This is a genomic window from Commensalibacter sp. A3DC (assembly GCF_047307945.1).
GTDB classification, from domain to species: Bacteria; Pseudomonadota; Alphaproteobacteria; order Acetobacterales; family Acetobacteraceae; genus Commensalibacter; species Commensalibacter melissae.
Map to the genome: position 1 here is coordinate 12,937 of NZ_JAXOQA010000015.1, position 21,675 is coordinate 34,611.

At 39.9% G+C, this 21,675-nt stretch carries 20 protein-coding genes, 1 tRNA gene and 1 other RNA gene; 3 read left to right on the forward strand and 19 right to left on the reverse strand.

Translation table 11 applies throughout. The features are described 5' to 3' along the window. Nucleotides 1-6: 6 nt before the first annotated feature. From murC to zwf, 15 genes are all read right to left on the reverse strand, one after another. Nucleotides 7-1,419 carry a UDP-N-acetylmuramate--L-alanine ligase gene (gene murC, locus U0839_RS03065; RefSeq protein ID WP_413550056.1) on the reverse strand — a complete coding sequence of 471 codons (1,413 nt, stop codon included), beginning with the start codon at nucleotides 1,417-1,419 and terminating at the stop codon, nucleotides 7-9. A 23-nt stretch (nucleotides 1,420-1,442) separates the two neighbouring features. Next, nucleotides 1,443-2,549, reverse strand: a complete 1,107-nt coding sequence (gene murG / locus U0839_RS03070; protein WP_155565832.1) for an undecaprenyldiphospho-muramoylpentapeptide beta-N-acetylglucosaminyltransferase — start codon at nucleotides 2,547-2,549, stop codon at nucleotides 1,443-1,445. After that, nucleotides 2,546-3,712 carry an FtsW/RodA/SpoVE family cell cycle protein gene (locus tag U0839_RS03075; RefSeq protein ID WP_155565831.1) on the reverse strand — a complete coding sequence of 389 codons (1,167 nt, stop codon included), beginning with the start codon at nucleotides 3,710-3,712 and terminating at the stop codon, nucleotides 2,546-2,548. The genes murG and U0839_RS03075 overlap by 4 nt, the downstream gene beginning before the upstream one ends. 10 nt (nucleotides 3,713-3,722) lie before the next feature. Beyond that, nucleotides 3,723-5,117: a UDP-N-acetylmuramoyl-L-alanine--D-glutamate ligase gene (gene murD / locus U0839_RS03080; RefSeq protein WP_155565830.1), complete on the reverse strand. Its 1,395-nt coding sequence runs from the start codon at nucleotides 5,115-5,117 to the stop codon at nucleotides 3,723-3,725. Nucleotide 5,118: 1 nt separating this feature from the next. Beyond that, nucleotides 5,119-6,210 carry a phospho-N-acetylmuramoyl-pentapeptide-transferase gene (gene mraY, locus U0839_RS03085; protein WP_413550057.1) on the reverse strand — a complete coding sequence of 364 codons (1,092 nt, stop codon included), beginning with the start codon at nucleotides 6,208-6,210 and terminating at the stop codon, nucleotides 5,119-5,121. Then, nucleotides 6,210-7,601: a UDP-N-acetylmuramoyl-tripeptide--D-alanyl-D-alanine ligase gene (locus U0839_RS03090; protein ID WP_155565829.1), complete on the reverse strand. Its 1,392-nt coding sequence runs from the start codon at nucleotides 7,599-7,601 to the stop codon at nucleotides 6,210-6,212. The genes mraY and U0839_RS03090 overlap by 1 nt, the downstream gene beginning before the upstream one ends. After that, nucleotides 7,598-9,064, reverse strand: coding sequence for a UDP-N-acetylmuramoyl-L-alanyl-D-glutamate--2,6-diaminopimelate ligase (locus U0839_RS03095; protein ID WP_155565828.1), 1,467 nt, complete (start codon nucleotides 9,062-9,064; stop codon nucleotides 7,598-7,600). The genes U0839_RS03090 and U0839_RS03095 overlap by 4 nt, the downstream gene beginning before the upstream one ends. Before the next feature lie 16 nt (nucleotides 9,065-9,080). Continuing rightward, on the reverse strand, nucleotides 9,081-11,036 hold the full coding sequence (locus U0839_RS03100) for a peptidoglycan D,D-transpeptidase FtsI family protein (RefSeq protein WP_155565827.1): 1,956 nt from the start codon (nucleotides 11,034-11,036) through the stop codon (nucleotides 9,081-9,083). Nucleotides 11,037-11,056: 20 nt separating this feature from the next. Further along, entirely contained in the window at nucleotides 11,057-12,031 is a 975-nt protein-coding gene (locus U0839_RS03105; protein WP_155565826.1) for a hypothetical protein, read from the reverse strand. Continuing rightward, the gene (rsmH, locus tag U0839_RS03110) at nucleotides 12,031-13,008 is read right to left on the reverse strand and encodes a 16S rRNA (cytosine(1402)-N(4))-methyltransferase RsmH (RefSeq protein ID WP_155565825.1); all 978 of its coding nucleotides are present in this window, start codon (nucleotides 13,006-13,008) and stop codon (nucleotides 12,031-12,033) included. The genes U0839_RS03105 and rsmH overlap by 1 nt, the downstream gene beginning before the upstream one ends. A gap of 2 nt (nucleotides 13,009-13,010) precedes the next feature. After that, nucleotides 13,011-13,493, reverse strand: a complete 483-nt coding sequence (gene mraZ / locus U0839_RS03115) for a division/cell wall cluster transcriptional repressor MraZ (RefSeq protein WP_122123948.1) — start codon at nucleotides 13,491-13,493, stop codon at nucleotides 13,011-13,013. Nucleotides 13,494-13,710: 217 nt separating this feature from the next. Continuing rightward, an RNA gene (rnpB, locus tag U0839_RS03120) (RNase P RNA component class A) lies at nucleotides 13,711-14,103 on the reverse strand. A 71-nt stretch (nucleotides 14,104-14,174) separates the two neighbouring features. Further along, on the reverse strand, nucleotides 14,175-14,786 hold the full coding sequence (petA, locus tag U0839_RS03125; RefSeq protein ID WP_110438458.1) for a ubiquinol-cytochrome c reductase iron-sulfur subunit: 612 nt from the start codon (nucleotides 14,784-14,786) through the stop codon (nucleotides 14,175-14,177). A gap of 24 nt (nucleotides 14,787-14,810) precedes the next feature. Further along, complete coding sequence (locus U0839_RS03130) at nucleotides 14,811-15,248, reverse strand: hypothetical protein (protein WP_155565824.1); 438 nt, start codon at nucleotides 15,246-15,248, stop codon at nucleotides 14,811-14,813. 298 nt (nucleotides 15,249-15,546) lie between these two features. Beyond that, on the reverse strand, nucleotides 15,547-17,022 hold the full coding sequence (gene zwf, locus U0839_RS03135; RefSeq protein WP_110438456.1) for a glucose-6-phosphate dehydrogenase: 1,476 nt from the start codon (nucleotides 17,020-17,022) through the stop codon (nucleotides 15,547-15,549). Nucleotides 17,023-17,281: 259 nt separating this feature from the next. Here zwf and U0839_RS03140 point away from each other — a divergent pair, with 259 nt between their 5' ends. Both U0839_RS03140 and U0839_RS03145 read left to right on the forward strand, forming a co-directional pair. Next, a complete protein-coding gene (locus U0839_RS03140) occupies nucleotides 17,282-17,542 on the forward strand; it encodes a DUF2312 domain-containing protein (protein ID WP_110438455.1) in 261 nt (86 codons plus the stop codon). Nucleotides 17,543-17,579: 37 nt separating this feature from the next. Continuing rightward, nucleotides 17,580-18,170: a hypothetical protein gene (locus U0839_RS03145; protein WP_155565823.1), complete on the forward strand. Its 591-nt coding sequence runs from the start codon at nucleotides 17,580-17,582 to the stop codon at nucleotides 18,168-18,170. Here U0839_RS03145 and proB read toward each other — a convergent pair. From proB to rplU, 4 genes are all read right to left on the reverse strand, one after another. Further along, complete coding sequence (gene proB, locus U0839_RS03150; protein ID WP_155565822.1) at nucleotides 18,145-19,293, reverse strand: glutamate 5-kinase; 1,149 nt, start codon at nucleotides 19,291-19,293, stop codon at nucleotides 18,145-18,147. The two genes, U0839_RS03145 and proB, sit on opposite strands and share 26 nt — an antisense overlap. Next, complete coding sequence (gene obgE / locus U0839_RS03155; RefSeq protein ID WP_110438452.1) at nucleotides 19,293-20,327, reverse strand: GTPase ObgE; 1,035 nt, start codon at nucleotides 20,325-20,327, stop codon at nucleotides 19,293-19,295. The genes proB and obgE overlap by 1 nt, the downstream gene beginning before the upstream one ends. Nucleotides 20,328-20,420: 93 nt before the next feature. Continuing rightward, nucleotides 20,421-20,690 (reverse strand): 50S ribosomal protein L27, encoded by a 270-nt coding sequence (rpmA, locus tag U0839_RS03160; protein ID WP_110438451.1) that lies wholly within the window; start codon nucleotides 20,688-20,690, stop codon nucleotides 20,421-20,423. Between the two features lie 48 nt (nucleotides 20,691-20,738). Next, complete coding sequence (gene rplU / locus U0839_RS03165) at nucleotides 20,739-21,053, reverse strand: 50S ribosomal protein L21 (protein WP_155565821.1); 315 nt, start codon at nucleotides 21,051-21,053, stop codon at nucleotides 20,739-20,741. Between the two features lie 272 nt (nucleotides 21,054-21,325). Here rplU and U0839_RS03170 point away from each other — a divergent pair. Continuing rightward, a tRNA-Ser gene (locus U0839_RS03170) sits at nucleotides 21,326-21,416 on the forward strand. The last annotated feature ends 259 nt before the right edge of the window (nucleotides 21,417-21,675 follow it).

Consider the following 21,675-nt stretch of genomic DNA (forward strand, 5'->3'; position numbering starts at 1 on the left):
TTTATTTCATTTTTTTTGTAAGGCTTTTAATTGTTCGGGCAAAGCATGGGCCCAATTTGTAATGGAACCTGCTCCCAAACAGATAACGAAGTCTCCAGGTTCGGCAATTGCATTAATCATTTCTGCCAATTGATCCTGTTGGGGCAATGCAACGACAGATTGATGTCCATGCGCTCGCAATCCTTCAACAAGCGCCTCTTTATTGATACCTGGAATAGGAGTTTCTCCTGCTGGATAGACATCAGCAACAATGACAGTGCTGGCATCATTCATGCAGGAGCAGAATTCGGGAAATAAATTTTGTAATCTTGAATAACGGTGTGGTTGAATGACTGCAATGACATTATGAATGGTTGCCTGTCTGGCAGCTTTCAAAACCGCTGCAATTTCGACGGGATGATGTCCGTAATCGTCAATAATAGTAATTTTGTTGACTTCCCCGACACGAGTAAAACGACGTTGCACTCCCTTGAAACCGGCAAAGGCAGAACGAATGTTGTCTTCACTGATATCCATTTCCAAGGCTACGGCAATAGCGGCAAGGGCATTTTGTACATTATGCTGCCCGAGCATTGGAATACGGAATGGACCCAGATGTCGATTGATCTGTTTTTGCCGATCTGTAAAGACAACGTTAAATGTTGTTCCTAACTTATCCATAATAACCTTTTCCGCCCGCACATCAGCTTGTGGGGAAAAACCATAAGTAATGAGACGACGGTCTGAAAGTCGGGGTAACATTTTTTGGACGCTGGGATGATCAATACATAAGACAGCAAAACCGTAAAAGGGGATATGGGAAACAAATTGCTGATAGGCATCTTCCATGGCCTCGACTGTTCCCCAATGATCCATATGTTCTGGATCCATGTTGGTAACAACTGCTATAACAACGGGGAGGCGAAGAAAGGAGCCATCACTTTCATCTGCCTCAACAACCATCCAGTCTCCAGATCCCATTCTTGTATTGGTACCGTATGCTTCAATTATTCCGCCATTGATAACTGTTGGATCAAGTTTGGCATATTCGAGCAATGTTGCGATAAGGCTTGTAGTTGTTGTTTTTCCATGAGTTCCGCCCACAGCAATTGACCAGCGTAACCGCATAAGTTCCGCAAGCATTTCCGCTCTTTGTACAACAGGTATAAAATGAGCCCTGGCTTCTATAACCTCTGGATTGTCTTTATTAATGGCAGAAGAGACAACGACAACTTGAGCTTTTCCAAGGTTTTCCGCCCTATGACCAATTTTGATTGGAATGCCTAATTTACGCAGTCTTTCCACATTAGCGTTTTCCGCAATATCAGAACCCTGAATATGATAGCCTAGATAATGTAGAGTTTCAGCAATACCGGACATGCCAATACCACCAATACCGACAAAATGAATGATACCAATTGAAAGAGGAAGGGATCTCATGAAAATGCTCTTGTTAAATGAAGTTAGGATGATAGATTTGCAACAGATCGCTCTATTAAATCAGCCAGATTTTTTGCCGCATTGGGATAGGCAGTTTTATGGGATAAGGCAGCTTTTTGCAATTTTTCTGGATGGCTGAACAAATCATTAATTAATTGCGTTAGGTTTGCAACAGTAAAATCAGGTTGATTAATCAACCATGCCGCTCCTTCTTTCTCAAGAATTTGGGCATTATAATACTGTTCCTTGTTGGCGGCATGGGGATAGGGAACTAAAATAGCCGGACGGTTAGTCAGGGCAAGTTCTGCCGTGGATGATCCTCCTGATCGGCCAATTACCAGGTGGGCTTTTTGCAAAAGATCTCCAATGTTCGTTAAAAAAGGTGATAGCTTTGCTTTTATTTCGTTTTTCTGATAATATCGGGTCATTGTTTCAATATCTTCTTGACGTACCTGTTGCGTGATGCGCAGTTTTTTTCGTAAGGATAGAGAGAGATTTCCCAAAGCGTAAGGAACAATTTCACCAAAAATTCTTGCTCCTAAAGATCCTCCCCAGATTAATAGATGAATTGTTTCTTTAGGAGGTTCATAAACGGATGGATAAAGGGAGGTGATATCAGGTCGCACGGGAAGACCGGTCACTACTATTTTATCAGAATTGGAAAGCCCTTTCGTGACAGGAAAAGATGTCGCTATTTTGGTGGCGAAAGGTGCAAGAAAGGCATTGGCCTTGCCAATAATTGCGTTACCTTCATGAAGAATGATGATGGGTCTATTTTTTTTGGACAATAATCGTGTGGCAAAAAGAGGCGGAATGGAAGGATATCCACCAAACCCGACAATTGCAGAAACGTGATTCTGAACCAGGATCTTTCTTGCCTCGATAATCCCCTTCATCAAGGAAAAGGTATTACCTATTTTTTTCATTATTGTTTTTTTGTTGATGCCAGCACTATCAATAACGAATTGACGAATGTCATGCCATGAAGCCAATTCTCGATCTTCAATCCTTTTATCCGTCATAAAAACCACAGGATAATCTCGTCTGGTGAGCTGTAGGGCAAGGGATTTGGCTGGGAAGAAATGACCACCTGTTCCTCCTGCGGCAATGGCTATAGCAGGTTTGTTCATTGAACTAAATTTCTCTTACTGAATGGCTGGAAACCATTTTTTGAAAATTTGGGGGCCTCTATTCTGTGTCTTGTCAAAGCAAGCACCATACCAATGGCCAATGCAACAGACATGGCGGATGAACCACCGTATGAGATGAAAGGTAAGGTCATGCCTTTTGTTGGAATAAGGTGAAGGGTAGAGGCCATGTTGATAAAAGCTTGTAATCCAAAACCGGTAATGATGCCTGTTGTTGCCAAAATGATGAAAGGATTGTCTTCCTTGATCATTTTTAACAAAGAACGTACAACAATGAAACAGAATATTAAAATAATAATCATGCAAACAATCATTCCGTATTCTTCACCCGCAACAGCAAACACAAAATCAGCATGTGCATCGGGCAAGAGATCTTTCACGCGTCCTTCACCCGGTCCACGTCCCATCATTCCACCATTTCCAAACGCACGCAGAGCGGTGTCAATCTGATAATGATCACCAACATTGGGATGAAGAAAGCGTTCAACACGAGAACGTACATGTGGAAAAACGGTATAGGCACCGATAAAAGCGGCAATCATGGCCCCAAAAGCAGAAAATACCCAAAACAGGTTGAGACCATTTACGAAAAGCTGGGTTAGCAAAACAGCGGTAATTACGACAAGCATGCCGATATCGGGTTGAGATTTTAAAAGGAAAAGGATAACACCATAAAAAATAAAAGTTATGAGAAGGTTAGGAATATAAAATCTTTTGTTCCATCGAGTTAAAAACCAAGCCGTTAAAACCGCAAAGCAGGGTTTTAAAAATTCAGAAGGCTGGACAGACATCATTGGTAAGGCAATCCATCTACGGGCCCCCTTGATTTCCATACCATGAACAAGGGTATAGGCGGTTGCCAGTATGGCGATAAAACTTCCAATAATTCCAAGTCTTTTTATCCCCTCCACAGACAGCATTGAGGTAACCATGATAATCAGGGCTGCAATGCTCAGGAACATGATCTGTTTAAAGATAAACATGTCTCGTGATGCTCCAATTCTCTGTGCAACGGCTGGGCTGGCGGCCAGCATTAAAATATAGCCAAACCCGATCAACAAACCGACACTTCCCAACATCCAATGATCGATATTTCGCCACCATCGTGCCAGTAATGAATTATCGAGACGGGAAACATTGGACATGATAAATTTCCTAATCGTTTAGGGTTTGACGGAATGATGTTTCTAGTTGATTGACAAGTTGAATAAACACATTCCCTCTTTCCTCAAAGCTATCAAACTGGTCAAAGCTGGCACAGGCAGGAGAGAGCATTACAGTACGAATATGATGTTGTTTGGCAAATGCAAAAGCGAGAGGGACTGCTTGATCAAGTGTGTGAACAATCTGGTAATGGACATGATATCTGTCCAGGGTTTTTGCTAGCAGTGGTGCATCTTTACCAATCAATAAAGCGAATTTTATTTTAGAAAAATAGGGTGCAAGATCGTCTATTCCTTTAGCCTTGGCCAATCCACCAGCAATCCATACGATTTTATTATAGCAGGTAAGTGCCTTCGAGGTCGCATCTGCATTGGTGGCTTTACTATCATTGATAAAAGTCACTGAATCAATGGTTGCGACAGGTCGCTGTCGATGGGCAAGTCCATTAAAAGAATTAAGACTTTCTGCTATCTGTTGCCGTGCAACGCCCAAAGCGAGGGCCATTGCCGTTGCAGCCGCAGCATTCTGTGCATTGTGTTGCCCTGGAAGAAGCCTTGCTTGATTTAAATCAGCAATAATGCCTTTCTTGTCTTGCAGAAGATGCTGATCAACCCAAAAATCGGCATTGATATCTTTTTTCCCAGATATTTTTTTAACGGGAATATCATTTTGGACAAGCCGTTTTGCAATAGATTTACAGTAATCGTCCTCAATTCCAATAACTGCCATATCCTGTTGATTTTGATGATCAAAAATATGATATTTGGCTTGAACGTATCCTTTCATGTCTCCATGCCGTTCAATATGATCTGGCGTAATATTTAACAAGCATGCGATATCTGCTTTGAAACTGGATAAGCGCTCAAGCATATAGGAGGACATTTCAAGAATGTAAACACCATCGTTCTCCAAATATGGAAGGGATAGGGATGCCGGTCCCAGATTACCTCCTGCTACAGATGGTATTTTAGCTTCTGTTAGAATATGGTTTAGTAAAACTGTGGTCGTTGATTTACCATTTGTGCCAGTTATAGCCACGAAACGTGCTCGGGACCCTGATTTTTTGATAGCTTGATATAAAATCTCTGCATCTGAAAGAATTGGAATTGCATTCATCCGGGCAAGTTCTGCAACAGGGTGGGGTTTTGGTAAAAAATGCGGAATACCAGGAGATAAAATTAAGGCATTGAAATTTTCCAGGTTTTTAAAAGGTGCAAGATGGGGCTTTAACTTTTCAGGGATTTGCTGACGAGCTTTGGGTTGATCATCCCAGACCTGTATTGTTGCTCCCATTTGCAAGAGACGTTGGGAAGCGGCAATGCCATTTTTACCTAACCCTAAAATGGCGTAATGATTATTTTTGAATAAATCTTTTGGGAAATCCATTTTAACGCAGTTTCAATGTTGCTAAACCAATAATGCCTAAAATAATGGAAATAATCCAGAAACGAATGACAATTTTTGATTCGGCCCATCCTTTTTTTTCAAAATGGTGATGTAAAGGTGCCATGAGAAAGATTCTTGTTTTAGTTTTTTTATACCATGCGACTTGAATAATGACGGATAGCGTTTCAATTACAAATAAACCGCCGACGATACACAAGACCAGCTCATGTTTTACGGCAACGGCAACAGATCCAATGGCGCCACCCAATGAAAGAGAGCCTGTGTCCCCCATAAAAATAGAAGCTGGAGGGGCGTTAAACCATAAAAATCCTAGTCCTGCCCCTATGACAGCAGCACAGAATATGGCCAATTCCCCAGTTTTAGGAATAAAATGCAATTGTAGATAATCGGCAAAAACACTATTTCCGACAATATAGGCAATCAGCGCAAAAACAAAAAAGGAGATAACAACTGGAACAATGGCAAGCCCGTCAAGTCCATCCGTGAAATTAACCGCATTACCAAAACCACTTATGACAATCATCCCAAAAAGAGGGAAAAAATAGCCTAATGGAATAAGGACATTTTTAAGAAAAGGAAGCGCTAGATCATTGGCCATTCCTGAAGGGGTCAGTTGTTGTAAAAAATAAGTTGCAACCAGTGAGATTAAAAATTCCCCGCCCAAACGTGTGCGTTTACTTAATCCATCACTGTTATGTTTTGCCAGTTTTTTATAATCATCAAAAAAACCTATCAGGCCAAATCCAAAGGTGACAAATAGTACGATCCAGATAAATCCGTTGGTCAGGTCAGCCCATAAAAGCGTTGAAATTAATAAAGTGGATAAAATTAAAATTCCTCCCATAGTAGGAGTTCCTGCTTTTTCTTTCAAATGCCGTTCCGGGCCAAGGGCACGAATGGGCTGACCTTCACGCTGAATCTGGTGAAGTTTGGCTATTATATAGGGACCCAACCAAATGCTAAGGAAAAAAGCCGTGAAACAGGCGGCAACAGCACGAAATGTTATATAACGAAAAAGATTAAGTAAAAAGGCATAGGCCAGCCCATGATGCATAATCAGATCATATAGCATTAATTTTTCCTTTGATTCATTTTTTGAGTTAACGCCCTAACAATTTTTTCCATATGCATTCCATGACTTCCTTTTACCAGAACAGTGTCTCGATCTTGCAATTGCTGATGAATGAAAGGGATTAGCTCTTCTGCATTTTTACACCATTTCCCTTGTATAGATCGGGGAAGTTGATCAAATACAATTTTCATTGAGGAGCCGCAAGTAAAAACAAGATCAGAATTCTGTATAATACTGGGAATCAAGGAGAGATGCTCCTTTTCGCTATGTTCATCCAGTTCGAATATATCCCCTAAAACTGCGATACGTCGTTTGGGACTCAATAATGTCAGGGTTTTTAATGCGGCCTGAATTGAAAGGGTTGATGCATTATAGCTTTCATCTAGAAGAATTCCTGTTTTATCTATCAAAGGTAAGATTTCTCCTCGTCCTGACCCAGCTGTAAATTGATGCAGGGCGGTAATTGCCTGTTGCAAATCGAGTTTCAAGGAGAATATTGCACCGAGTACAAGGGAGGCATCATGAATGAGATGTTGCCCGGGAGACGCAAGAGAGACGGAAAAGATTTCATTAACTGTTTTAAATTTGAAGATTGAATAATCTGCACCAAGATTTATGGACTGGATTTGAAAATCAGCCTTTTCTGATAAACCTGTTCTGTAAAGATGAACATGATATTGCATTGCTCGTTTTTCAAATAAAGTGAAATCATAAACTGTTTCAGGCAGAATAAGGATGCCGTTTTTTGACAGAGCGGTGATAATCTGGCTTTTTTCCTCGGCAATTGCATCCAGGGTTTTCATCAATCCAAGATGGGAGGATGATACCGTAGTAATAATTGCTATGTCAGGTTTAACCATGGCAGCAAGGGGGGCTATTTCGCCACTGTGGTTCATGCCAATTTCACTGATACAATAGTCGGCATCAGAGGGAAGTCTTGCCAAAGTGAGAGGAACGCCCAGATGGTTGTTATATGAACCTTCGGCAGCATGAATTTTTCCAAAAGGCTGCAAAGCGTTTTTAAGCATTTCCTTTGTTGTGGTTTTACCGACACTTCCAGTGATCGCTATGGCTTTTCCATGAAAACGCTGTCTGGCATAAATCCCCATTTTTGTAAGGGCATGTAAAGTATCCGAGACAATTAAAAAGGGTAATTGACTGTTGAATTGGGAAGGAATATGCGTGACAATGACACAAGATGCTCCATTGGCAAGAGCCTGTTGAATATAGTCGTGACCATCGCTATTTTCACCTTGAATGGCAATAAAGATATCCCCGGGTCGCAAGGTTCTGGTATCAATGGAGACACCCGTTCCATGTATGGCCTGATGAATGGATAAGGCACCTCCAGTGGCCTGGATAAGATCAGTTTCGTTCCAAAGGAATGTCATAAATATCTCATATATTTCTGTACTATTTTTACATCATCAAAAGGATGGATAGTATTCCCGATAATCTGGCCTTGTTCATGCCCCTTACCAGCAATAACTAAAATATCGCCAGGTTGAAGTTTTTTAACTGTTTGTGCAATGGCCTCTTCTCTGCCAGCGATTTCAACGGCCCGTGGAAAACCTTTTTTAATTTCATTACGGATCAATGCGGGATTTTCATGCCGGGGATTATCATCCGTAATAATGACATGGTCTGCATATTTTCCCGCCTCAAGAGCCATCAGAGGGCGTTTGCCTTTGTCACGGTTCCCACCTGCCCCAAATATAATATATAACTCATGATGAACATGTGGACGCAAAGATTGTAAAAGATGGGTCAATGCATCAGGTGTATGGGCATAATCAACATAAACAGTTGCCCCATTTGGTAAGATGGCAGCCTGTTCCATGCGTCCTTTCACGCCTTTTAGTTTGGGAAGTAGAGGAACAAGGGATTCAAGATGTTCAGAATCTTTTGCGATAAGTGCCATAGAAAGTAGAATATTATCTATCTGGTAACGGCCAAGTAAAGAAAGGGTTGTTGTAACACGGTTTCCTGAAGCTGTTTTATATGTTATTTCCTGACCATGGGGTAAAGGTTTAACATGATTTAGACGCAAAAAATTTCCTTTGATGCCAACCAGTCTCAATTGTTGTTTTCTTTTTTTTATTATATTTAATAATGTTTCAAGAACGGATGCATTCATATCACTGTTCAATGCGGCAATGGCATTTGATGGTAATATATCTGTAAATAATCTTTGTTTTGCCTGAAAATATGCTTCAAAACTGTGATGGTAATCCAGATGATCCCGGGTTAGATTTGTAAAAGCTGCCGCTTCTAATTCAATATTGTCAAGCCGGTATTGAGCCAATCCATGTGAAGATGCTTCCATGGCAACGTGTGTTACATGTTTTTTGGAAAGATTTTGCATAATTTCATGTAAAATAATAGTGTCAGGTGTGGTTAATACCGGTCCTGTATAATGATAGCCAGCATTATTGAGAACGCCCAAAGTGCCAATTGAAGCGGATTTCAGATTTTCCAGTTCCCATAACTGTCTGGCAAAATCGACGGTGCTTGTTTTACCATTTGTACCTGTAACCGCTATTTTATGATGGGGTAACTTCGGGTAAAATAAGGAAGTTATTTTTGCTATCACTTGACGGGGATTATTACAGTAAATGGGAACGCACTGACTCGGCAAATCCATGTTTGACCCATTGGTCAAGAGAATCGTATTGGCTCCATTTTCAATGGCCTGTTGAATGAATGCTTGTCCATCAAGCTGATTTCCAGGCAAAGCGGCAAAAAGAAAATCTTTTTGCACTTTCCGGCTGTCCAGTGCAATTCCCCTTATTTCATGATTGGGGAAATAATCGGGAATATTGATATAGGATCGTAATGTATCAAGTGAAATCATGGTAAAACGGAACTGACTATTCTGAGGGGGAAGAGGGTGATATATTTTTGTGTCTAGATTTTGTTTTTAATGCGGATTTTGTTTGTCGATTAAGACGAGGATCGCCCGGATCATTTCCTGGACCGAGAGCTTTTACTCCTCTAGGAACTGCAGGACGTAGAGGAATGGATAACTCATTATCTATCCTTCCGGCATTCTTTATATCTGGAAATAATCCAAGCATGGGTCCAATACGTGCAATGATTTTGGATACAGTTGGTGCCGCATTCCATCCGGCTGTTGTCCAGCCATGGGTAAATTTGGTTGGCTTTGGACTATCCAGCATGACATAGACAGCATATCGGGGATTGTTCATCGGAAAAACAGCAGTGAAGGCTGATACATTGACATGTTTTAAATAACCCCCACCTTTTCCCACTTTTTCACTGGTACCAGTTTTCCCTCCTACAAAATAACCCGGAACCTCTGCGTTTTTGCCCGTTCCCTGTGTAACATCTAAACGAAGTATTTTCCTTAGAATAAGGGAATTTTTATCGGAAATAACTTTTTCTCCATCAGGTATGTCAGTTCTAGATGAGGTTGGATCAATAATTACCGGAGGCATTGTCTCATCCTGTCTTGATAATAGAGTGGGCCTGATCAGGTAACCGTCATTCACTGTTGCCGCGGTTCCACGAACAATGGCTAATGGGGATTGTGCGATACCGTGACCAAAGGCGACAGTCATGATGGTGGATATTCCCCAATTTCTGGCAGAGGGCACCAAAGGACGACCTGCTTCGGGTAGTTCAATTGGAACGCGTGCTAAAAAACCCATTCTTTGTAACCAGGCACGCTGTTTTTCTCCCCCAACATCAAGGGCGATGTGTGCAGATGCAGGGTTTGAGGAATATGCCAATACTTCAGGTAAGGAAAGATAGGGAGCAAAATGATCTGTTTTCAAGTCGTGAATGGTAAAGCGACCCACCCTGACTGGTGCTGTTGCAAAACGGTCCCAAATGTGTATACCGCCAACCTCCAAAGCCATAGCTGCGTTTTGAAGCTTAAAGGTTGATCCAGGTTCGTACATCCCGTTTGTGGCGCGATTGAATCTTTGATTTGGGGGGGCTTTATTGAAAAAATTTGCATCATAATCGGGTAAACTCACCATTGCCAGAATTTCCCCGGTATGAACATCCATAATAATACCGCATGCAGCTTCTGCCTGAAAAGTTTGCATCGCTGCCTCCACTTCTTCCTGTACCGCGGTTTGAACATGAGTATCAATGGATAATCTTAAAGAGGAATGATCATTCATCAAGCGCTGGTCAAGATATTTCTCAATACCTGCAATACCGTGATCATCAATATCCACGCTGCCGAGAATATGGGCTGCCAATCGTCCTAGTGGATAATGTCTGCGTTCGCCACTTTCAAAATAAATTCCTGGAATGCCAAGGTTATTGATATCAATTTCCTGTTTTGGAGAAATATCGCGAGCTATATAAACAAACTGTTTTTTAGACGAGAGTCTTTGAGTGGTTTTTTCAAGATTTAGATTGGGGAGAATGGATTTCAGTTTTTGAGCAACATCGTCAGGGTCAATAATTTCAACAGGATTTGCATATAACTGTGCCACGGGGAGAGAAATGGCCAAAATCTGTCCATTTCTGTCAATAATAGAGGCTCTGTGGATTTGAGGTAACGAAAAATCTCCAGCAATGGTTCCTTTTGGATCGCTAATTGGAATTGGAGGAACCTGGGGAGCGATTTGCTGTTTTTGAGGGGGCAAAGGTGCTATGATGGTTGCGAAAATTAATTTTAGCATAACCGCGCCATAAATGACGCAGAAGCCGCATGCTGTGATAAATAAGCGAAGTCTGGTTTTATCTATTTGATAGGTATTAATTTTTTTTTTTTGATTTTTTTTTCTTTTTTCAAAAGATTGTCTATAAGGTTGACCCTTTTGTGAACCTTTTCCATAATTTATCATTTATTTTAACTTTATAGAATTCATTGAGAAAAAGGAACAGGTGCGGGTAGGGAATCATTAGCGTCGTCCCCAAAGGCTGATTCAGAATGATAATGCTGTTTTTGTTTGCTGTTTTGGGCGATTTTTACCGGCGCCGCATGTTTTGGTTTTGCTTTGGTCGATACGACGGTGTGTATTTCTTTTTTACCAATGGTGCCATTGTTATTCTTTTCTTTTACAATTGACATCGGCTCGGAACTGTCAGCAATTGAAAATGCAGGTCGAACTGCAGGTTTATGAGCGGATTTTTTGATTAAGGCTGTTGTTTTGATATTTTTTTTATCAATTCGTGGGATATCAGGGAAATCATTGGTTGCTAGATTTTCGTCATCATCCCTAACATTTTGAACAGGTTTGCTTCTGATAGGAGATTTTTTAATGTTTTTGTTTGAAATATCATCAGAGGAATCAATTGTATTGTTTGTTTTTTTAGCAGTGTAGATTTCGGGTTTTCTGGAAGGGGAATTGAAGGATGCAGATTGGTTTTCTTCATCCGAAGTGCTCGGTTTTGTTGGGGAGTCATGATGTTGCCTGGTCATATTACTATTACTTGAAACAATAGCAGGTTTGGGCTTGTCATCAGGGTTGTTCAAGGTTTGTCCATGATTATTAGCGACCGCAAGGAGTAGCTGTTTGCGTGTTTTATCCTCGATCTGTTCCTTTTGAATGGGAGGAAGCACATTGAGCAAGGATGACATTTGTACAAATTGAGTGGGAGCCAAAGGGTGCAATTTTGGCAGAAAATTGTTGGCCAGAGTTTTTAAACGGTCAGGCTGATTAAGTAAAGTCCATTCTGTCCGTAACATTGCCGTCCGGGCTTTTAGCCGTTCCGTATCATGCACAATCTTGGCGATTTGATGGTCCAGTACGGTGGTTTTATGTTTTTGAGTGTACAGGATCATTCCAGATAGACCGGCAAGTACTGAGCAAAATAACGTTAATGGACGGATTATCATCAGGATATACTCCTTGTTTTCTGCCCTGCAAGACGTTTAATGGCTCGTAATTTCGCACTTCGTGAACGGGGATTTAAAAGGGCTTCATGTTTTGAAGGGCGAAGAGGCTTATGGGTTAGGGCTTCAAACTTAATCAGTTCGGATTTTTGATGTAGGGATTGAGGATGATGTCTTGAAGGACCTGCAATATTGCCAGTTGCCTGATTCATGATTTCTTTGACAATACGGTCTTCCAGGGAATGAAATGAGACAACAATCAGTTTTCCATCTGGTTTAAGAAGGGAAAGTGCACTTGTTAAGACTTGCCTGATTTGTGTCAATTCATCATTGACGGCAATTCTTAGGGCCTGAAAAGATCGAGTTGCGGGATTAATCTCATTTTTTTTGGATGGAACAATCCTTTTAATCAGGTTTGCCAGTTGTTGTGTTGTTTCAAAAGGTTTTTCAAGTCTATTCTGAATGATGGCTCGAGCGATACGACGTGAGAAACGTTCCTCACCATAATACCATAGAATATCTGCCAATTCGGTTTCGGACAACTGGTTAACAAGATCAGCCGCAGTTTTTCCAGATTTACTCATTCTCATATCCAGCGGTCCATCAAACCGGAATGAAAAACCTCTTTCTGCCTCGTCCAACTGAAAAGAGGAAACTCCCAGATCAAGAACAATACCATCCAGAGATAGGATGTTATTTTCATGAGCAAGCGTTTCAAGTTGAGCAAAATCTCCCTGTAAAAGACGAAGCGTGGGATAGTCGTCAACAATTTTTTGTCCTCGCTTGATGGCATCGGGATCACGATCAATTCCCCATACATTGCAATTGGCAGCGGAAAGAATGGCCTTGCTGTACCCACCTCCACCAAAGGTTGCATCAATATAAACCGCTTCGGATTTTGGTTGTAAAAGGTCAATTACTTCGTTAAGCATGACGGGGAAATGACCATTGATATCAATTGCTGAATAATTGTCGGCCATGATTATTGGTCCGCTTGCTCAGTTTTAGCCTTGGCGGCGTGTGGCAGAATGACCATTTTTGTTCGTTTAAGCACGGATTCATAATGTTTTTGTGCGGCTACAGGTTCCCAAATTTGGAAAATTGTCCCAAGTCCCATAAAAGTGACCTTATTGGTCAAGTTGGCATGTTGTTTTAGAATGTCAGGAAGGATAATCCTTCCCTCACGATCAACTTCAATAGGCCAGGCCTGGGCGTAAATAAGGGTTGCGAGGTCATTATGTTCTGTTGAAAGAATGTTGACATCATCCAATACGGCGGTCAGTTTGTTGAAAATGGCAAATGGCCATCCTTCGATACAGGGTAAAGTATGAGAGGGGCGAAGAATAAAGGAAAGTTCTTCCTTGGTGGTTTTTTCTTTGCGTAAATTTAAACGGAAATTTGCTGGAATAGATACTCTTCCTTTGGCATCCAGTCGATTTTGATGTGATCCAAGGAATAAATTCATTACAGGCTATCCCAGATTTAATTTGAATTGATATTGATCTTTGCTTTTGTTTTACATTATAGCCTTTGGGATATCATGGGTAAATATGGGAGGTCAAATAATTACGCTGGAAATCACTTTTATTTCATAAAATCATGATTGAGATGTATATGAAGTATCGTTAAAATGCCGTAAAAATTATAGTTTTGCATCTTGATGGAAATTTATGGATAAAATTAAAATCAGATAGCGTGTAAGCCGGGTTCTGTTTTTATGAAACATAAATGACGATCATTCATCTTGAATACGATTCGCACCGTATTTCATGCAACCAACCCAGGTAACAGGGCGGAAAAACCCTGATTTAGCTGTAAATCTGTTACCTCTATTAGGTTTTGCTCCCGGTGGGGTTTACCATGCCATTCCTGTTGCCAGTCATGCGGTGTGCTTTTACCACGCCTTTTCACCCTTACTTGCATTTATAAATAAATTGGCAAGCGGTTTGTTTTCTGCGGCACTTTCCCTAAGGTCGCCCTCGCCAGTCGTTAACTGGCACCGTTTTTCCGTGGAGCCCGGACTTTCCTCTATTTACGATGCAGATCATGTAAATAGCGATCATCTGGCTATCTGATGGTGTTAAGATGTCGCTATTTCGTGCAAAAAGCAAGATGATTTTATAAAATATCCAACAGGTGAATGATTTTAAAGCTGCATTATGGATGTGAAACTAAAATTTTCCCCTTCTGGGTTTTCACCAATACGAAGAATTCCGGGTTTTAAAATTTTATAGGGGGGAACGGGAAGGTTATAAGGCGCTGGAACATTGTTATATACTCTTCCCGCCAAATCAAATTTAGATCCATGACACGCACAATTATAATATCCGCCAAGTGAATTTCCCAAATTAAGGCTTGGAATACATCCGAGATGCGTGCATACACCAATCAAAACCGCAATTTCTGGCTGAATTGATCGGTGCCAGTTTCTTGTATAGGGAGGTTGTTGCAACTCTTTACTGCTTGGATCACGTAAACGGATCAAAAGTTCTTTGTCCTGTAAAAGTGCAAGTGTTTTGGCTGGACGATGAAGAATAAATACAGCATGTCCCTGCCACATAACGGTAATTTGCTGACCCTCTTTAAGCGAGGAAATATCAACATCCGTGTAATTATGAGTGATGGTGGTATTTTGAGTGTTTAAACTGTTTATAAAAGGCCATGTGCAAACCACACCTCCTACCGTTACTGAACTTGCGGTAAGCAGGGTTAGGAAACTACGACGTGGTACAGTAGGGGGAGAGGAAGATTGATTCATTATGAAAGTTGATATAATGATTATTTAATGAAGCGGATAAAAATGATTGGGTGTATTTTTATCAATTTGTATACTACCATTTCGCCTATTAACACGAAAGGTAAAAATTGTCGGAAAATTCTTTCTTGTATTCAGACATTCCTGATTGTGTTTTTCATGAATTTCAACATTTAAAATTGTTGATCCATCATCATTGTTGATCACGGGAATTAAGCATCTAAGAGGGATTTCTGTTAGATTTTTATCTGTGATGGTCTGTTTTAGATATTTTATTACAGATTGATTATTAGACCAGTCGATTTTCTGTCTTACAAACTGATCGGTCAATTGATTTAACCAACCCATTTCTTGGCAAAAAATAATACCGCCAGATAAGAGTAGCGCAACAATCACGCGTTGTATTATCCTTTTCTTTAAAGAGTTTCTTGATGGAGAAAATGCAGGTCTATCGGATTTTGTCATCAGTTTTTCAGATTGATCAAATAATGGAATTATATAATTAAGTTAAAAAATGGAATTGGATAATCAATATTAAGACTTTATTTAATTCAAAATGAAGTCGTTGCAAAGAACATCAAATTAGAATGGAAAAGATAAAAACAAAAACCATGAATTCATTCTATAAATAATTTTTAGGTAGTTATTAATAAGTAAAAATTCATTAACATCTATCCATCTTATGGATTAAATTTTTTATCTTTAAATGCAGTTTTTTAACCACCATGACTTGAATTGATAAAATCATGGTGATCAACAATCACTATTCTGTCATATTTTCGTGCCAAACATGATTTGCCCGATCTAATAGGTCAAGAGCTTCTTGTGGTCCCCAGCTACCAGCCTTATAATATGTCAGTGGGGTTAGATTTTTTGCCCAACCATCAAGAATGGGTTCTATCCAGCGCCATGAAGCTTCGACTTCATCACGACGGATGAAAAGAATGGGATCCCCTTTGACGACATCCATCAAAAGCCCTTCATAGGAATCGGGGTAGCGGATATGAAAGGCTGTAGGAAATTCGATATTGATTGAGGTGCTGCGTAAATTCGTATAGGTTTTTTGTGGATCCTTGATTTGCAGGGATAATGAAACACCCTCGTCTGGTTGAATACGAATCACAAGACGGTTCGCTTTTGGTGGCGTGGCAAAAAGATTCCAGGCGGAGGGTTTGAACTGAATAATGATTTCACTGACTTTTTTTGCAAGCCTCTTTCCTGTTCTCAGGTAAAATGGTACACCTCCCCAACGGGCGGTATTGATTTCGGCTTTTAAAGTAATGAAAGTTTCTGTATTGCTTTGATCCTTACCAAGATCCTCAAGATATCCGGGTATTTTTTCATTTTTGTAAACGCATGATGTATATTGGCCGCGAACAGTATTATTCTTGATATCCTGTTCCGTCATGGGTTTTAAAGAACGAAGGACTTTTAACTTTTCATTTCTCAGGTCATCGGCATTTAATGAAATGGGAGGATCCATGGCCACCATACATAAAACCTGTAAAAGATGGTTCTGAACCATATCCCTTAATGCGCCAGCTCCATCATAATATCCACCCCGTTTACCCACCCCTACGGTTTCAGCAGCTGTAATCTGGACGTAGTCAATGGCATCCGAATTCCAAAGCCGTTCAAAAACTGGATTGGCGAAACGAAGGGCAATAACATTCTGAACAGTTTCCTTGCCAAGATAATGATCAATACGGTAGATATTATTTTCAGGGAAATGCTTGCCAACACGCTGGTTGATCTCTTCGGCAGTTTTTAACGAGGTTCCAATGGGTTTTTCAAGGATTATACGGGTTGTCGGAGTGATCAGTTTTTTCAATGCAAGATTGTCACAAATATCACCATACAACCTTGGTGCAGTCGCGAAATAAAAAATGCGAATATCATTAGCCTTGTTATGTTCGAATTTCGCTTGCAGTTCTGGCCAGTTGCTATCAGCTTCTGCACCATTTAAGCTGACGTAGGAAATAAGATTTAAAAAATTTCTAATATTTTCTGGATCTTGATAGGATTCTTGAACAAATTCAACCAATCCGTCATGAATGCGTTTTTTAAAATCGTCGTCTGTCAAAGGTGATCTTGCTGTACCGATAATACGAGTTTGGGGTGGAATTTGTTTGTCCAGATAACGATAATACAATGCGGGTAATAATTTCCTTGCAGTTAGGTCGCCTGTTGCCCCAAAAATGATAATATCAAAAGGCGCATAGGCTTGTGTCTGTTCCATAAATTTGGTCTCTCTACATTCTATAAAGTTTAATTTTTGAATATTATTTTGAATCGTATATATTTTGTGAATCTACTCTGTAATATTTTTTTTGATAGTAACATGGTTTTCAAAACAGGAAAAAATATTCTTTAAATTTTCAAAGGATTAAAATTTTCATATTCTGAGGCTATTGGCGATTGACCTGGCATGCAGGGTTACGTAATGAATAGAAACAGCTTTAAATATATTTTAAAAAAAATCAAAATAGGAAAAGTGGATGAATGAATTTGATAATAAACCCGAAGTCGGAGGGATCGCCGTTGATCGTCTTCGGACAATTGTTGAACGTATCGAGCGTTTGGAAGAGGAGCGAAAAGGGTTGGCAAATGATATCAAAGATATTTATGCTGAGGCAAAATCGGCGGGATTTGACGTTCCTGTAATCAGAAGGATAATTCGGGCACGTAAACAGGAGCCTGCTGAAGTGGAAGAACAGGAAACCCTTTTTGATGTTTATCGTCGTGCATTGGGTATGTAGTAGAATATAGATTTAATAAAATTGTTGAAATAATATCATGAATTTAACTTTTCCAGAGTGGATCCCTTCTTGGGCGCAGTTTGTTATCCTAATATTGACTGTTACTTTTGGAATTTGTTTTTTGTTTATGCCTTTTGCTGTTTTTGGGCTAAAAGGACGTTTAAATTATTTAAGTCAACAAATGGAGGATATTCAGGCCCAATTACGTATCTTGTTAAAGCGCACGGCTGATTTGCGGCCTCGTTCGGAAACTAAAATACAAGTGGTTGCCAATCATCGAGATGATACAGAAAAAGCAGGTAAAATAGAAAATTCAGAAAAAAAATTGTATGAGCCTGAAAATTATGTTTATCCCTTACCTGCCTTGAAAAAGCGTTTTGCAGCTTCTGATATTTCAAATCAGAATTCATGTGATGTATCGCGGTCATCCCTGAATAAATTTGGTGAGAATATTGGTAAGGTAGAGGTTAAGAAACCGGAAAATAACTTTGATAAGCAGGCTCAGAAAATTTATGTAGAAAATGGGGAGGGGGGATTATATGACCCTCCCTCTTCTCATGATGAAAAAAAGGAGGTTATTAATTTAAAAAAACGTAAAGAACCTATTTTACGTTGGCCGCCGCTGTAAGTGGGGGAATAATCACCATATCATCATGATGGATAACCTCATTGGGGCCGTCCCAGCCCAGTTGGGAATTAATTTTATCAGTTTGAAGACCTATAATTTGAGTGATTTCTGAAGAATCATAAGCAGAAATACCATTTCCGACAATTTTTCCATTCTTGTTGGCAATTTTAATGATATCTCCCCGTTGGAAATGGCCTTCAACTTTGATAATACCGGCAGGCAATAAAGATTTTCCGTTTTTCAATGCTTTTTCCGCGCCATTATCAATAAAAATAGTGCCTTTGGTCGAGATGCTTCCAGCAATCCAGCGTTTACGGGCAGGATAGGGTTTGCGATTGGGAAGAAACCATGAACATCTTGCTCCTTCTTGAAGGGCCTTGAGAGGATGAAGCAGTTTTCCATAAGCGATTGCCATGGCACATCCTGCAGTTGTGGCTATTTTTGCAGCTGCCAGTTTTGTTGCCATGCCACCTGATGAATATCCAGTTGGCGCCTTGCCTCCCATGGCGTAAATTTGTGGAGTAAGTTCAGGAATTGAGGCAAGATGCTTGGCTGATGGATTGGTTTTGGGATCTGCGGTATATAACCCGTCAATATCCGAGAAAAGGATAAGCCGGTCAGCTTTGACCATTTCTGCAACTCTTGCTGCCAACCGGTCATTATCTCCAAAACGAATTTCGGAAGTGGCAACGGTATCATTTTCGTTAATGATGGGAATGCAGTTTAATTTCAAAAGTGTTTCAATGGCTGAACGGGCATTGCTATATTGTAACCGCGTTTCCGTATCATCCAGAGTCAATAAAATTTGTGCAGTTGTGATTTTATGGGCAGCGAAAGCCTCATGCCAGGTCTGAGCCAGTTTGATTTGACCTATTGCGGCGGCAGCCTGTTTTTCATCGAGGCGAAGCTTATATCGATTTAATTTTAACTTGTAACGTGCCAAAGCGATCGCACCTGAAGATACAATTAAAATCTGGCAATTTTGCTGACGTAAATGGATTATATCCTCTATCAGGCTTTCTAGCCATGATTGACGAACGCAAGCATTTTTCCCGTCAATTAATAAGGCGCTGCCAATTTTTATAACAATTCTGCGGGCTTGGTTAAGATGTAGATTTTTCATTATATAGGACTGAAATGTTTTGATTTTAAAATTATATCCTGTTTATATTTTGTTATGTAGTTCTGTAAATAAAATAAAATTTCTTTCACCCCATTATGGGTAGCCCCTGAAAGAAGGAAAACCTTATGTCCACTTGCTTGTTCCAGTTCTTTTTGTTTTTGCAGAATTTCTTCAGGGGTAAGCAGATCAGTTTTATTAAGTCCAATCACTTCCCGTTTATTGGCAAGTTCCGTTTGATAGGATTCCAATTCATTGCGAATAATTTTCCAGTTGTTGACAACATCATCAGCTGTTGCATCGATAAGGTGCAATAGCATACTGCATCGTTCAACATGTCCTAGGAAACGATCACCTAATCCATTGCCTTCATGGGCCCCCTCAATGAGACCGGGTATATCTGTTAGGACAAATTCCTCAGTTGGTGACAATCTTACCATTCCCAGTTGTGGATGCAGGGTTGTAAACGGATAATCGGCAATTTTTGGCCGGGCAGCAGAGGCAACAGAAAGAAAGGTTGATTTTCCTGCGTTGGGTAAGCCTACTAATCCTACATCGGCAATAAGCTTTAATCGCAACCAGACCCAACGTTCTTCTCCAGGCCAACCTTTATCAGCATGACGGGGTGCCCGGTTTGTGCTGGATTTGAAACGTGTATTGCCAAATCCTCCATCTCCCCCCCGACAAAGAACTATCTTTTTCCCTTTTTGATTTAGGTCTGCAAGCAAGGTTTCCTTATCTTCGGCAAATATTTGTGTGCCTATGGGAACTTTAATACAGATATTTTCTGCATTTGCACCAGTTTTATTGGCTCCGGATCCATTTTGACCCTTTTTGGCACGGAAATGTTGGGTATAGCGAAAATCTATCAAAGTATTTAAATTGTCAACTGCCTCAAAAATGATATCGCCACCACGTCCGCCATCGCCCCCGTCCGGACCACCAAATTCAATATATTTCTCTCTTCTAAAGGCGACCGCACCATCGCCTCCATTTCCTGATTTAACATAGATCTTAGCTTGATCCAGAAATTTCATGTTCTAAAACCTTTAAAATAAAAGGGCCGATTCTTATTGAATCGACCCTTCGTATAATAGTCAATACTTAAAATTGTTTAAGTATATTTTGATCTATTCTGCAGCGTTGCTGATTGCATCCACAGAAACATGCACGTTACCTTTTGAACGGCTTTCAAATCGTACATTTCCATCAATAAGGGCAAAAATGGTATGATCACGACCTAAACCGACATTTTGACCTGGTTTGATTTTTGTACCGCGTTGTCTAACGATAATGTTTCCAGCAACAACATGCTGTCCACCAAATTTCTTAACGCCAAGACGACGTCCAATGGTATCGCGTCCGTTTCTGGATGAACCTCCGGCTTTTTTATGGGCCATTTTTTTCTCCTATTCTAAAAATATCAATATGGTCTGTTTAGGCTAGAACTAAGCAGCGTTGATTTCAGTGATTCGTAAAACTGTTACAGGTTGACGGTGTCCGTTTTTACGACGGCTGTTTTGACGGCGACGTTTTTTGAAAATAATGACTTTTTTAAGACGATCTTGCGCAATAACTGTTGCCTTAACGCTGGCACCTTCAACAACAGGTGTTCCGATTGTGCAGTTTCCTTCATTACCGACACTTAAAACTTCGGTGAATGTGACTGTATTACCTGCCTCGGTATCCAGTTTTTCAACTTTTAGAACCATATTAGGTGTAACGCGATATTGTTTTCCACCTGTGCGGATGATTGCGAACATAATAAACCCTTTAATTTTTCAAACTCTTGTTAGAAAACCTAACTTAGTTTCTTTTTATCAATATCCCACAAAACAGGAATATATTTATTGTGAAGTCTTGTTTATATTGATTTTTAAAGTAAAAAGTCAATAAGCTATTTAAATAAATACAAATTGTTTAATAAATTTCTTTTCATAATTCCGTTAAGTTTGAATATTTTATCTGGTTTTCTTTGAAGGAATAGATTATATATTCGTTGGTTTTATAAAAAATCATGGTTGTTTCTGTTTGTGGAGAGATGCCAGAGCGGTCGAATGGGGCGGTCTCGAAAACCGTTGTGCAATTCTGTTGTACCGTGGGTTCGAATCCCACTTTCTCCGCCATGTTTGAATAAATAAATGAATATCAAAAATGATATTTTCCTGCTATCGTGGTTAAATATTTATAATTCGTAATATTATAGATTTTATTATTATGGTTGAACCCCATTATTGATCCCTATATAGGGACCGGTAGAATTGTGAGGTGTATTATTTTTACAATTTGTTGTGCATAACAATATTGTTATCAAAGATAAAATTAAAATTCTTTTAATTCCGAAGTTACTCATTGTTTTTGCAAATAGTGTTATTCAATATATTG

Bases quoted from the DNA above. Each gene is read 5' to 3' on its own strand.
- U0839_RS03100 (WP_155565827.1), bottom strand. From the start codon at position 11,036: ATGATAAATTATGGAAAAGGTTCACAAAAGGGTCAACCTTATAGACAA.
- petA (WP_110438458.1), bottom strand. From the start codon at position 14,786: ATGAATCAATCTTCCTCTCCCCCTACTGTACCACGTCGTAGTTTCCTA.
- mraZ (WP_122123948.1), bottom strand. From the start codon at position 13,493: ATGAATTTATTCCTTGGATCACATCAAAATCGACTGGATGCCAAAGGA.
- murC (WP_413550056.1), bottom strand. From the start codon at position 1,419: ATGAGATCCCTTCCTCTTTCAATTGGTATCATTCATTTTGTCGGTATT.
- obgE (WP_110438452.1), bottom strand. From the start codon at position 20,327: ATGAAATTTCTGGATCAAGCTAAGATCTATGTTAAATCAGGAAATGGA.
- murG (WP_155565832.1), bottom strand. From the start codon at position 2,549: ATGAACAAACCTGCTATAGCCATTGCCGCAGGAGGAACAGGTGGTCAT.
- rsmH (WP_155565825.1), bottom strand. From the start codon at position 13,008: ATGGCCGACAATTATTCAGCAATTGATATCAATGGTCATTTCCCCGTC.
- murD (WP_155565830.1), bottom strand. From the start codon at position 5,117: ATGGATTTCCCAAAAGATTTATTCAAAAATAATCATTACGCCATTTTA.
- U0839_RS03095 (WP_155565828.1), bottom strand. From the start codon at position 9,064: ATGATTTCACTTGATACATTACGATCCTATATCAATATTCCCGATTAT.
- mraY (WP_413550057.1), bottom strand. From the start codon at position 6,210: ATGCTATATGATCTGATTATGCATCATGGGCTGGCCTATGCCTTTTTA.
- U0839_RS03130 (WP_155565824.1), bottom strand. From the start codon at position 15,248: ATGACAAAATCCGATAGACCTGCATTTTCTCCATCAAGAAACTCTTTA.
- proB (WP_155565822.1), bottom strand. From the start codon at position 19,293: ATGAAAAATCTACATCTTAACCAAGCCCGCAGAATTGTTATAAAAATT.
- rplU (WP_155565821.1), bottom strand. From the start codon at position 21,053: ATGTTCGCAATCATCCGCACAGGTGGAAAACAATATCGCGTTACACCT.
- U0839_RS03075 (WP_155565831.1), bottom strand. From the start codon at position 3,712: ATGTCCAATGTTTCCCGTCTCGATAATTCATTACTGGCACGATGGTGG.
- U0839_RS03090 (WP_155565829.1), bottom strand. From the start codon at position 7,601: ATGACATTCCTTTGGAACGAAACTGATCTTATCCAGGCCACTGGAGGT.
- zwf (WP_110438456.1), bottom strand. From the start codon at position 17,022: ATGGAACAGACACAAGCCTATGCGCCTTTTGATATTATCATTTTTGGG.
- U0839_RS03145 (WP_155565823.1), top strand. From the start codon at position 17,580: ATGAATTTAACTTTTCCAGAGTGGATCCCTTCTTGGGCGCAGTTTGTT.
- U0839_RS03105 (WP_155565826.1), bottom strand. From the start codon at position 12,031: ATGATAATCCGTCCATTAACGTTATTTTGCTCAGTACTTGCCGGTCTA.
- rpmA (WP_110438451.1), bottom strand. From the start codon at position 20,690: ATGGCCCATAAAAAAGCCGGAGGTTCATCCAGAAACGGACGCGATACC.
- U0839_RS03140 (WP_110438455.1), top strand. From the start codon at position 17,282: ATGAATGAATTTGATAATAAACCCGAAGTCGGAGGGATCGCCGTTGAT.